Origin of the sequence: Microbacterium sp. SORGH_AS_0888, assembly GCF_030818905.1 — a bacterium.
Classification (GTDB): Bacteria; Actinomycetota; Actinomycetes; order Actinomycetales; family Microbacteriaceae; genus Microbacterium.
Genome location: NZ_JAUTAZ010000001.1, coordinates 2,846,401 through 2,857,160, shown reverse-complemented (window position 1 = coordinate 2,857,160; position 10,760 = coordinate 2,846,401). Strand labels below are relative to the sequence as shown.

Annotated in this window: 14 protein-coding genes and 1 pseudogene; 5 read left to right on the top strand and 10 right to left on the bottom strand. The window is 71.3% G+C overall.

The window, feature by feature from the left end:
* Positions 1-173: 173 nt before the first annotated feature.
* Both QE381_RS13865 and QE381_RS13860 read right to left on the bottom strand, forming a co-directional pair.
* A complete protein-coding gene (locus QE381_RS13865; protein ID WP_307219064.1) occupies positions 174-827 on the bottom strand; it encodes a DedA family protein in 654 nt (217 codons plus the stop codon).
* A gap of 97 nt (positions 828-924) precedes the next feature.
* Positions 925-1,449, bottom strand: coding sequence for a DUF6264 family protein (locus QE381_RS13860; protein ID WP_307219062.1), 525 nt, complete (start codon positions 1,447-1,449; stop codon positions 925-927).
* A 47-nt stretch (positions 1,450-1,496) separates the two neighbouring features.
* On the opposite strand from QE381_RS13860, the gene aspS reads away from it, so the two are divergent.
* Both aspS and QE381_RS13850 read left to right on the top strand, forming a co-directional pair.
* Complete coding sequence (aspS, locus tag QE381_RS13855) at positions 1,497-2,837, top strand: aspartate--tRNA(Asn) ligase (protein ID WP_307219060.1); 1,341 nt, start codon at positions 1,497-1,499, stop codon at positions 2,835-2,837.
* Positions 2,812-3,645: a tyrosine-protein phosphatase gene (locus QE381_RS13850; protein ID WP_307219058.1), complete on the top strand. Its 834-nt coding sequence runs from the start codon at positions 2,812-2,814 to the stop codon at positions 3,643-3,645. The genes aspS and QE381_RS13850 overlap by 26 nt, the downstream gene beginning before the upstream one ends.
* Positions 3,646-3,649: 4 nt before the next feature.
* Here QE381_RS13850 and QE381_RS13845 read toward each other — a convergent pair whose 3' ends face one another.
* The 7 genes and pseudogenes from QE381_RS13845 to QE381_RS13815 form a co-directional block, all read right to left on the bottom strand.
* Positions 3,650-3,949: a Dabb family protein gene (locus QE381_RS13845; protein WP_307219056.1), complete on the bottom strand. Its 300-nt coding sequence runs from the start codon at positions 3,947-3,949 to the stop codon at positions 3,650-3,652.
* A complete protein-coding gene (locus QE381_RS13840) occupies positions 3,946-4,212 on the bottom strand; it encodes a glutaredoxin family protein (RefSeq protein WP_307219054.1) in 267 nt (88 codons plus the stop codon). Before QE381_RS13840 ends, QE381_RS13845 begins: the two co-directional genes overlap by 4 nt.
* A complete protein-coding gene (gene zapE, locus QE381_RS13835; RefSeq protein ID WP_307219052.1) occupies positions 4,209-5,237 on the bottom strand; it encodes a cell division protein ZapE in 1,029 nt (342 codons plus the stop codon). The genes QE381_RS13840 and zapE overlap by 4 nt, the downstream gene beginning before the upstream one ends.
* 3 nt (positions 5,238-5,240) lie before the next feature.
* Positions 5,241-5,534, bottom strand: coding sequence for a rhodanese-like domain-containing protein (locus QE381_RS13830; RefSeq protein ID WP_307219050.1), 294 nt, complete (start codon positions 5,532-5,534; stop codon positions 5,241-5,243).
* A gap of 83 nt (positions 5,535-5,617) precedes the next feature.
* The gene (locus QE381_RS13825) at positions 5,618-5,716 is read right to left on the bottom strand and encodes a 30S ribosomal protein bS22 (RefSeq protein ID WP_003792170.1); all 99 of its coding nucleotides are present in this window, start codon (positions 5,714-5,716) and stop codon (positions 5,618-5,620) included.
* Between the two features lie 83 nt (positions 5,717-5,799).
* Positions 5,800-5,991 carry a helix-turn-helix domain-containing protein gene (locus QE381_RS13820; RefSeq protein WP_307219048.1) on the bottom strand — a complete coding sequence of 64 codons (192 nt, stop codon included), beginning with the start codon at positions 5,989-5,991 and terminating at the stop codon, positions 5,800-5,802.
* Between the two features lie 173 nt (positions 5,992-6,164).
* Positions 6,165-6,570 (bottom strand): annotated as a pseudogene (locus QE381_RS13815) (ArsR/SmtB family transcription factor).
* A gap of 70 nt (positions 6,571-6,640) precedes the next feature.
* Between QE381_RS13815 and QE381_RS13810 the strand changes: the two are divergent.
* From QE381_RS13810 to QE381_RS13800, 3 genes are all read left to right on the top strand, one after another.
* Positions 6,641-8,083, top strand: a complete 1,443-nt coding sequence (locus QE381_RS13810; protein WP_307219046.1) for a TrkH family potassium uptake protein — start codon at positions 6,641-6,643, stop codon at positions 8,081-8,083.
* Positions 8,076-8,747: a TrkA family potassium uptake protein gene (locus QE381_RS13805; RefSeq protein ID WP_307219044.1), complete on the top strand. Its 672-nt coding sequence runs from the start codon at positions 8,076-8,078 to the stop codon at positions 8,745-8,747. The genes QE381_RS13810 and QE381_RS13805 overlap by 8 nt, the downstream gene beginning before the upstream one ends.
* Positions 8,748-8,836: 89 nt before the next feature.
* The gene (locus tag QE381_RS13800; protein ID WP_307219043.1) at positions 8,837-9,877 is read left to right on the top strand and encodes a hypothetical protein; all 1,041 of its coding nucleotides are present in this window, start codon (positions 8,837-8,839) and stop codon (positions 9,875-9,877) included.
* Positions 9,878-9,896: 19 nt separating this feature from the next.
* On the opposite strand, the gene proC is transcribed toward QE381_RS13800, so the two are convergent.
* On the bottom strand, positions 9,897-10,727 hold the full coding sequence (gene proC, locus QE381_RS13795; RefSeq protein WP_307219041.1) for a pyrroline-5-carboxylate reductase: 831 nt from the start codon (positions 10,725-10,727) through the stop codon (positions 9,897-9,899).
* Positions 10,728-10,760: the final 33 nt, after the last annotated feature.

Below are 10,760 nucleotides of genomic sequence, written 5' to 3'. Positions count from 1 at the left end.
CCCGATATGAGGAGGCTGAGCGTCCGCTGGACGCCCCCTCGCACCTCATCCTCTCCACCCGTCTCGCCGAGTCGAGATCCCCTCGCCCCATCCACACCCCGACGACGCGGAGGTCAGGCGGATTCGTGAGAGGAGTGTTGGCTCGACGGGCACGACGAGACCGCGGAGCGCCGTCAGTCGCGGGAATCGGCGGTGCGGCGCGCGGCAGCCAGGCGCCGCAGCCGCGCGGCGACGAACCAGACGAACGCGCCGACGACCGCGAGGATCACGACGATCTGCAGGATGCCGGCATACTCCTCGACGATGTGCCACTGCTCGCCCAGGAAGTACCCCGAGAACACGAACACGGCGTTCCACAGGAGGCTCCCCGCCGCGGTCAGCAGCCCGAAGCGCCACAACGGCATCCGCGCGACGCCCGCGGGGATCGAGATCAGGCTCCGGAAGATGGGCAGCATCCGGCCGAAGAACACCGCCTTGCCGCCGTGCCGCTCGAACCAGGCGATCGTGCGGTCGACGTCCTCGGCCTGCATGAGCGGCATCCGTTCCGCGATGCGGCGCAGCCGCGCGGCTCCGAGCCACGCGCCGAGACCGTAGAGCAGGAGGGCTCCGACGATCGAGCCGGCGGTCGTCCACGCGAGCGCCTCGACGAGCGTGAAGCTCCCGCGGCTGGCGGCGAGGCCCGCCATGGGCAGGATCGCCTCGCTCGGCAAGGGCGGGAAGACGCTCTCGAGGGCGATCGCCGCGCCTGCGCCCGCCGGCCCGATGACCTCCATGAGCGATACGGTCCAGTCGGCGAGCGCGCTGAGCCACGAGCCGGTCTCGGTCATCGGGTGTCCCCCTCGGGTCCTCGGTGATCGGTCGCCCGGTTCGGACGCCCTCTCCCACGGTACGGGCGAAGAGGGCTCCCAAACTGTGAGGGGCGTGTCAACCCACGCCCGACGCGGCCACCCAGGCGCCGAGGAACCAGACCCCGACGATCGCGGCCACCCCGACGATCGGCATCCAGAACGCGAGCCGGCGTCGCACCAGCAGCGCGATCGAGACGACGACCGCCACCGCCCAGACGGCCCACGGCCCCGACAGCGCGATCCACAGTCCGAGGTTCAGCTGCCCGTAGTCGCAGTTGACCGTGCTGCAGCCGTCCGACAGCAGGACGATGTACAGCGCCAGGACGGAGCTCAGTCCGGCTGCGCCCGTCGCCACGAGCAGGAGCAGGAGGGTGAGCACGAGGTCCCAGACGCGACGGCGGCGGGGCGGATCGGATGTCGGGGGCACCGCCTCCGCGTCGGAGACCGGTCGCCCCGGTTCCTCGGGCGCGGCGTGCGCCGCCGTGCGCCCCTCTTCTGCGACAGAGCGCCCCACGGGTGCCGCCGCTCCCTCGCTCATCCGGAAGGACCCCTCGGGGAGGGTGTAGACACCGGGTTCGCCATCGGGGCGCGGTTCGCTCACGCGGCTCATCGTAAGGCCCGGCGAGCACCCCCGTAGACTGATCTCTCGTGAGCGAACGCGTCCTGGTCAAGCAGCTTCAGTCCCTTCCCGATGGGCCGGTGTCGGTCTCCGGCTGGGTCGAGACGGTGCGCGATCAGAAGAAGGTGCAGTTCGTCATCCTCCGCGATGAGACCGGCGCCGTGCAGCTGGTGAACCCCGCGACCCGCCCCGCCGACGACGGCAGTGAGCAGGATGCCGGAGCCCTCGCGCTGACCGAGACGATCTCGGGCCTGTCGACCGGCACCTTCCTGACGGTGACCGGCGACCTCAAGCACGACGAGCGGGTCAAGCTCGGCGGCGTCGAGATCAAGATCGCCGCGCTCGAGATCGCCGCGGCCGCCGACCCGGAGACGCCGATCGCTGCCGACAGCGGGCTCGACAAGCGCATGGACTGGCGCTTCATCGACCTGCGCCAGCGTCGCAACAACCTCATCTTCCGCATCCAGACGACCCTCGAGCACGCGATGCGCACGTACTGGGTCGAGCGGGACTACGTCGAGATCCACTCGCCGAAGCTCATGTCGGCGCCCGCCGAGGGCAACGCCGAGCTGTTCGCGCTCGAGTACTTCGGCGACCAGACCGCCTACCTCGCGCAGAGCCCGCAGCACTTCAAGCAGATGGCGCAGGCAGCCGGCTTCGGCAAGGTGTTCGAGATCGGCGACGTGTTCCGCGCGGACCCGAGCTTCACGAGCCGTCACGCGACGGAGTTCACCTCCATCGACACCGAGATCTCGTGGATCGACTCCTACGAGGATGTCGCCGCGATGCAGGAGGAGCTCCTGGCCACGGCCTTCGCGGCCGTCAAGGAGAAGCACGGCGACGAGATCAAGGAGCTGTTCGACGTCGACGTCGTGGTGCCGACGCTCCCCTTCCCCCGCATCCCGCTGGCCGAGGCCCGGGAGATCGTCAAGGCCCGCGGCTACGACATCCCCCGCACCGACGGCGACCTCGACCCCGAGGGCGAGCGCCAGATCTCGGCGCACGTCGCGGAGACCTACGGGCACCAGTTCGTCTTCATCACGGACTACCACGCCGAGATCCGGCCCTTCTACCACATGCGCGACGAGCAGACCGGGCTCACCAAGAGCTACGACCTGCTGTTCCGCGGCACCGAGATCACGACGGGCGCGCAGCGCGAGCACCGCATCGACGTGCTCGAGGCGCAGGCGCTCGAGAAGGGCCTGTCCCTCGAGGGCCTCGCGCACTACCTCGACTTCTTCCGCTACGGCGTGCCGCCCCACGGCGGCTTCGGCATGGGGCTCGCGCGCGTTCTGATGCTCATGCTCGAGCAGGACTCCATCCGCGAGGTGACGTTCCTCTTCCGTGGACCGACCCGGCTCGCCCCCTGAGGCGGACGCCGGCGTGATCGAGGGACTGCACAACTTCCGCGACACCGGTGGGATGCCGCTGGTCGGCGGCGGGGCGACGCGACCCGGCGTGCTCTACCGCTCGGACGCGCTGTCGGACCTCACCCCGCGCGGGCTCGAACAGCTGGCGTCGACCGACATCGGCGTGATCGTCGACCTGCGCACCCCTTCCGAACGCCAGATGGCCCCGGACCGGCTGCCCACGAGCCGCGCCTTCCGCCGCGTCGAGCTCTCCGTGCTCGAAGGGGCGGTCGGCGGCCTCGCCCAGCAGGCCATGCAGGCGGGGCTCCAGGAGGGCGACCCCGAGACCGCGCGCCAGGCGATCGCCGAGGCCATGAGGCGGTTGCCGACGCTGAGCGAGCTGTACCTCGGGATGCTGGGCCACGGCGCCGCGCTGTTCGCCGAGGTGGCGCGGCTCGTCGCCGCCGCCACGCCCGCGACGCCCACCGCCGTGCTCGTGCACTGCACGGCGGGGAAGGATCGCACCGGCGTGGCGACCGCTCTCGTCCTCGATGCCGTCGGCGCCGATCGCGGGGCGATCGTGGCCGACTACGCGTCCTCGCAGGACAACCTCGCCGGCGCCTGGGCCGACGGCATGTTCGCGACGATCGCCCGGATGGGCGCACCGCGCACGCCCGGGCTCGAGGCGCTCGTGGCGCTCACGCCGCCGGCGGCGATCGAGAGGGCACTCAGCTGGGTCGACGAGCGGGGCGGAAGTGCCGCCTATCTCGCGTCGGGCGGGCTCACCGACGCCGAGCTCGACACCCTGCGCGACCGGTTGCGGGCCTGACGGCTCAGATCTCGAAGTCGACCGCGACGCGCTCGGCGACGACCGAGCGGACGTAGCCGACCACCGCCTGGTGGGCCGGGTGACGCTGATAGGCATCGAGCGCCTCGGCGTCGGCGACATCGGCGACGAGCGCGACATCCCAGTTGCCGGCGCCGACGACGTCCGGGCCGACCGTGATGTCGATGAGCGCGGGCACGACGCCCTTCAGCGCGTTGAGCTCACGCGCGATGCGCGCGGCCTGCTCGGCGCGCTCGTCCGGGTCCTCGGTCGCGAGCCGCCACGCGACGACGTGCCGGATGGTCATTCCGCCTCCTGCGCGCTGAGCGCTTCGCGCAGGCGCTCCGGCGCGACCCGCCAGTGCGAGTGCAGCTTGCCGTCGATGAGGATCACGGGGATCTTCTCCCACCACAGCTCGTAGAGCGCGGGATCCGTCTCGATGGATGCCTCGACCACCTCGATGCGGTCGGCGTCCTTTTCCGGCAGCTCGGCGAGCACCTGATCGATGACACCGCGCGCGACATCGCAGAGGTGGCAGTCCGCCTTGCCGATGAGGGTGAGTGTCGTCACCCTCTCATCGTATCCGCCACGGGGAATATGTCCGCATCGACGCACCCGCGCAGGAGCCGGAGCCGGCTGGCGAGCCGGAAGGCGTCCGGGCGCGCGGAGTCCTCGGCGTCCGCGATGACGGCGTCACGGTCGTGCTCGGAGACGAGGGTGAGGGTGACGTCCGCGTCGCAGAGCACGTCGACGAGCGTGATGAACCGCTGCTGCGCGGCCGGGAGCACGCCCGCGAGCCGCGGCACGTCCGTCACGATCCACTGCGGATAGCGTCGCGCCCAGGCGAGGTACTCGATCGCCGACAGCGGTGCCTCGCACAGCTGGGCGAAGCTCGCGCGCAGCACACCGGGAGCGGTCGCGGTGAGCGTGAACTCCCGGTCACGCACCGTGACGACGGCGCCGTCGCCGGCGGGCGCACCCGGCGGGAGCGACGACCGCCATGCGCCGCCGGCGAACCCCGACGCCCTGCCGTGCGGCAGCGCGCGGTAGTCGGTGGCACCCTCGAGGCGCAGCGGCTCGAGGTTCTCGCGGATCAGGCGGATCCCGGGCTCGAACAGGTGGTGCCAGACGGGGCTCGGAAGCAGCTCCGCCGGGGCGTAGTTGGAGGTCGCGACGACGGTCGTGCGGCGCGCGAAGAGCCGTTCGAGCAGCCGGGTCAGCAGGCCCGCGTCACCCGGATCGTGCACGTGGAGCTCGTCGAACAGGAGCGCGTCGACGTCGCCGATGACATCGTCGAGCGCCCGGTCGACCGCGTCGGGCGCGGGGCGATGGGAGTGGATGCCGCGGTGCAGCCGATCGAACATGCCGTGCGCGTGCACCCGTGTCTTGCGGCGCGCGGGCACGGCGTCGAGCCATGCATCGGCGAGCCAGGACTTGCCCCGGCCCGCGGGACCGAAGAGGTAGACACCGCGAGGACCGACGGCATCCGGCGGCACCGCCAGCGCCTCGAGACGCGCAGCGACGCGGCGCTGGTGGGGGTCCAGCGCGAACCCCTCGCGGGCGGCGGCGGCCTCGATCGGCCCGACGCCCGCCATCCGCTACTTCTCGACCGGGTAGCCCGCGGCGATCCACTCGCCCGTGCCGCCCTCGACGTTCGTCGGGTCGTAACCGCGGGACTCGAGCGCCTGCGCGACGCGAGCAGAACGGCCGCCGGCCTGGCAGATCACGTCGAACGCACCGTCGGGAAGCTCGTCGAGGTGGTCGCCGATGGTCGACATCGGCAGGTTGACGGCTCCCGGCACGTGGCCCGCGGCGAACTCGTCGGCCTCGCGCACGTCGATGAGCGGCACATCGGTGCGCTCACGCAGCTGCTGCACGGTGATGGACTTCATGTCGAGCCTTTCGTCGGGCGCGGCGCGAACACGAAGCGCCCCATCGACGGGGCACGTCGGGGGCGCTCGGTGTCGTTTGCCGCTTACTTCTTGTTGCGGCGCTGGTGGCGAGTCTTGCGAAGCAGCTTGCGGTGCTTCTTCTTCGCCATGCGCTTGCGGCGCTTCTTGATGACAGAACCCACGGAAAACCTCGCTATATCAGGGGTCTGGGAGCAGACCTGCTGCACCCGGGAACGGGCACTACGAAAAAATGCCTCGGATCAGTCTAGCCGACGTCGGCGGCCGGACGTTGCACGAGCTCGGAGACGGCCGACTCGGGAACGCGGTAGCTGCGTCCGAAGCGCACGGCGGGGAGCTCCCCCGCGTGCACCAGGCGGTACACCGTCATCTTCGACACGCGCATGATGGCGGCGACCTCCGCGACCGTGAGGAACTGCACGTCCGGCATTTCCGGCATCCGTCTCTCCCCCTTGCCGCTCGCGCACGATGCGCTTCTCGATACCGTAGCGGCTCCGCGACCCGAGTGACTACCCGCGAGACCAGTCCCCGCCGCCGAGACCAGCGATAAACCCGCCGGTCTCGGCGCGCCGGACTGGTCTCGCGGTCAGGGACGGGGGGCGGGTGCGGGGGTCAGCGGGAGGGGCGGCGGCGGAAGGCGGAGGCGACGGCGTGGTTGACGGATGCGGCGGCCCGGCCGACGGCCTCCGCCGCCCGGCTCGCGGGCTCCGGCAGCGCGTGGTCGATGCCCGCGGCGGCGTCCTGCGCGTCCTGGAACGGCATGAGCCAGTCCTCGATCTCCTCCAGCGGCGTGGGCGAGAGCCGGTAGAAGCGGTGCTGGCCGTCTTCGCGCACGGACACGAGCTCCGCCTCCCGCAGCACCTTGAGATGCTTCGAGACGGTGGGCTGGCTCACGCCCAGATCCTGCACGATGTGCGAGACGCTGGTGCCCCCGTCACCCGCGCCGGAACGCTCGAGCAGCAGCCGGAGGATGTCGCGCCGGGTGGCGTCCGCGATCACGCCCGAAGATGTCCGCCATGTGCTTAGGTTAGCCGTGCGATGACGTCGCCACCCAGAACGGCGGCGCGGCGTGGGGAGGAGAATCCGGCATGACGGCCGAGCCCGCGGCATCCACCTGGCGGCGACGGGCGTCGCAGGCCTGGGACCGGACCCGCGACGGCGCCCGCACGTTCACCACCTCCTCTCCCGCGCGGTTCGCGATCCTCGTCTTCTCGGCGCTCATCATCCTGTTCACGGCACTGCTGTCGCTTCCCGCCGCGGCCGCGGACGGACGCTCCACGCCCTTCGCCGACGCGCTGTTCACCGCGATCTCGACGATCTGCGTCACGGGGCTGTCGACCGTGAACATGGGGTCGCACTGGTCCCCGTTCGGACAGGTGATCATCTACGTGGGCGTCAACGTCGGCGCTCTCGGCGTCCTGACGCTCGCCTCGATCCTCGGCATGGTGATCTCCAAACGCCTGGGACTGCGCGCCAAGCTCATCGCGGCGGGCGACACGAACCCGCTGCGGGTGCACGGCGGGCCCGTGAACGAGGGGCAGACGGTGCGCCTGGGCGAGGTCGGCCAGCTCCTGCGCACGGTCGCGCTGTCGACGATCGTGATCGAGGCGGGGCTCGCGGTCCTGCTGTACCCCTCGCTGCTGGTCGCGGGGATCCACCCGCTGACCGCGCTGTGGGAGGCGCCGTACTTCGCGGCGATGGCGTTCACGAACACGGGCTTCACCCCCAACGCGAACGGGCTGGCCCCCTTCGCGCAGGACTACATGTTCATGACGGTGCTCATGATCGGCGTGTTCCTCGGCTCGATCGGGTTCCCCGTGATCTTCACGCTGTGGCGCCACCGCTGGCACGTGCGGCGCTGGTCGCTGCACACCAAGCTCACCCTCATCACGACCGTGATCCTCTTCTTCGCAGGGGCGATCGTGTTCGTGACGCTCGAGTACGACAACCCCGCGACCTTCGGCGGCATGGATGCGTGGGACACGACCTTCCAGTCCCTGTTCCTGTCCGCGATGACCCGCTCGGGCGGCTTCTCCGTCATCGACATCGCCGACCTCCACGGCTCGTCGCTGCTGGTCGGGTCCATGCTCATGTTCGTCGGCGGCGGGTCGGCCTCGACCGCGGGCGGCATCAAGGTCACGACGCTCGCCGTGCTCGCCCTGGCCGTCTGGTCGGAGGCCAAGGGACGCCCCTCGGTGCAGGCGCTCGGACGTCGCATCCCGAGCGACGTGCAGCGCGTGGCGCTGTCGGTGGTCGCGTGGGGCGCGACGATCGTGGCGGTGTCGACCATCACGGTCGCGCAGATCACGAAGGCGCCCGTGGACGAGGTGCTCTTCGAGGTCGTGTCGGGGTTCGCGACCGTCGGCCTGTCGAGCGGGCTCACCCAGAACCTCCCCGATCCCGCCATCTACGTGCTGGCCGCGACCATGTTCATGGGGCGCGTTGGTACAGTGACACTCGCTGCGGCCGTCGCCGCGTCGAACCGTTCGCAGCTCTACTCGCTGCCGGTGGAAAGGCCGATCGTTGGTTGAGCAGATCCGCACAGATGCGCCGGTGCTGGTGATCGGCCTCGGCCGCTTCGGAGCCGCCTGTGCGGGCGAGCTGGACCGCCTCGACCGCGAGGTGCTCGCGATCGACGAGAACCTCGATCTCGTGCAGAAGTGGTCCGAGCGCGTGACGCACACCGTGCAGGCCGACGCGAAGAACCTCGAGGCGCTCAAGCAGATCGGCGCGCAGGACTTCCAGGTCGCGGTCGTCGCGGTGGGCTCCTCGATCGAGGCGTCCGTGCTCATCACCGCCAACCTGGTGGATCTGAAGGTGCCGCAGATCTGGGCCAAGGCCGTGTCGCAGTCGCACGGCAAGATCCTCGCGCGGGTGGGGGCGAACCACGTGATCTACCCCGAGCGCGAGGCCGGCGAGCGCGTCGCGCACCTCGTCTCCGGGCGCATGCTCGACTTCATCCGGTTCGACGACGACTTCGTGCTCGCCAAGATGTACCCCCCGCGCTTCATCCGCGGCGTCGGCCTGAACGAGTCCGGGGTGCGCACCAAGTTCAACATCACGGTGGTCGGGGTGAAGAGCCCGGGCAAGCCCTTCCGGTACGCCGAGGCCGACACCGTCGTCACGAACCACGACCTCATCATCGTGTCCGGCACGAACAGCGACATCGAACGGTTCGCCTCGCTCGACCGCTGACGGATGCCGGAGCCCGGCTCATCCGATTTGAACGCGACCGCGCCGATGCGGGATCATGGCCGGAGCGGAGCGGCCGAGGGGGGACGACGGTGACGGGCAGGGACGCGAGCACGGCGGACTCGGCCGATCGCACGAGGGTGCCGGCCGCCCTGCAGGCTCTGCGGCTCGACTCCGGCGCCCCGTCCTACGCCGAGATCGCGGCACGCGTCTCACGGCTGCGTTCCGCGCGGGGCACGAGCGAGCGCGCCGCGGCGGTCGCCCGGTCGACCGTGTACGACGCGTTCCGTCCGGACCGCAAGCGATGGGATGCCGAGCTCGTCGCCGACATCGTCCTCGCCCTCGGCGGCAGCGACGAAGAGGCGGCACGGTGGCGACGCCGCTGCGCCGACGCGAACCTCGCGAACCAGGCGCGGAGCGTGGCGGCCCACGTCGTGGCGTCGCCCGCCTCCCGGCGCTCCGCGCCCGCACCGCTGCGCGCGGCGACGAGCGGCCTGTGGACGCGGCAGTCGGCGGCAGGAGTCCTGCTCGCGCTCGCCCTCCTCGTCGCCCTCAACGTCGCAGGCGGTCATGTCGTGCTGTGGCTCGGCCTTCCGGTGTACCTCGACATGATCGGCACGGCCGTGGCGGCCTTCCTCGTGGGTCCCTGGTGCGCGTTGCTCGTCGCGATCGTCTCGCAGGCCGCGGGCGCCCTGCTCCACCAGAGCATGCTCGGCGTGCCCTTCACCGCCGTCGCCGTCGCCGGAGCCCTGCTGTGGGGCTACGGCGTGCACGCCTGGGGGCTGGGGCGCTCGATCCCCCGGTTCTTCACCCTCAACGTGCTCGTCGCTGTCGCGTGCACGCTCGTCGCCGCGCCCATCACGGTGCTCGGGATGGGCGGGTTCAGCGCGCACACGGCGGGCAACGCCCTGACGGAGCACATCCTGGCGCTCGGCGACTCGCTCGGCGCGGCCGTCTTCGGCGCGAACCTCGTGACCTCGCTGCTGGACAAGCTCATCGCCGGGTTCACGGCCCTCACCATAGGGATGTCGCTCGCGCGCCGTTTCCGCGCGCGGGTGCCCGCGCTCGAGGGGCTTCCCCTGCTGACCGACGTCGAGCGGCGCGCCCTGCGGCTCGGGGCCGCCGTCCGCTGACCAGGCGGCCGCCGGCGGGTCAGCCGCCCGCGGCGAGCTCCTTCGCGCGGGCGAGCGCCGCATCCGTGGCCCGGGCGAACAGCCCCGACAGGTCCGCATCCTGCAGCACGGCGATCGCGCGCTCGGTCGTGCCCTTCGGGCTCGTGACCCGGCGGCGGAGCTCGGCCGGGTCCTCGCCCGACGCGCCGAGCAGGGCGCTGGCCCCGGCGAAGGTCTGCTCCACCATCGCCCGCGCCTGCTCGGTCGTGAACCCCTTGGCCACCGCCGCACGGGTGAGCTCCTCGATGAGGAGGAACACGTACGCGGGGCCGGACCCCGAGATCGTGGAGAGCTCGTCGATCTGCGACTCGGGCACCTCGATGACCGTGCCGACCGTCTCGAAGAGCGCCCGGACGAGCGCCACCTGCTCCGCGTCGGCACGAGTGCCCGCGGCGAGCCCCGTGAGCCCCTTGCCCACGAGCGCGGGGGTGTTCGGCATGGAGCGCAGCACCGCCGCATCCGGCCCGAGGATCCGCTCGAACGTCTCGATCGTGACGCCGGCGGCGAGGCTCACGACCACCGCGCCGGGGCGCAGATGGGGCGCGATCTCGGCCAGCAGGTCCGGGACCATCGCGGGCTTGACCCCCACCAGAACGATGTCGGACGTCGCGACCGCGCTCGTGTTGCCCGACGGCTCCTCCTCGAGCGCGACGCTCGTCACTCCCGGCACGTCCGCCAGCGACGCCGCGCTGGCGGCGGAGCGATTGGTCGCCACGATCGGACCGGCGCTGCCGGACGCGACGACGCCCCGCAGGATCGCCCCGCCCATCGAACCCGCACCGAGAACCGCCAGAGGAGGGAATGTGAGCATTCCCCCAACCTAGTCAAGAGCCCGCCCGCTCTC

Coding starts and splice junctions, on each gene's coding strand:
- QE381_RS13865 (WP_307219064.1), bottom strand. CDS start 827: ATGACCGAGACCGGCTCGTGGCTCAGCGCGCTCGCCGACTGGACCGTA.
- QE381_RS13845 (WP_307219056.1), bottom strand. CDS start 3,949: ATGACCATCCGGCACGTCGTCGCGTGGCGGCTCGCGACCGAGGACCCG.
- zapE (WP_307219052.1), bottom strand. CDS start 5,237: ATGGCGGGCGTCGGGCCGATCGAGGCCGCCGCCGCCCGCGAGGGGTTC.
- QE381_RS13830 (WP_307219050.1), bottom strand. CDS start 5,534: ATGAAGTCCATCACCGTGCAGCAGCTGCGTGAGCGCACCGATGTGCCG.
- QE381_RS13820 (WP_307219048.1), bottom strand. CDS start 5,991: ATGCCGGAAATGCCGGACGTGCAGTTCCTCACGGTCGCGGAGGTCGCC.
- QE381_RS13810 (WP_307219046.1), top strand. CDS start 6,641: ATGACGGCCGAGCCCGCGGCATCCACCTGGCGGCGACGGGCGTCGCAG.
- proC (WP_307219041.1), bottom strand. CDS start 10,727: ATGCTCACATTCCCTCCTCTGGCGGTTCTCGGTGCGGGTTCGATGGGC.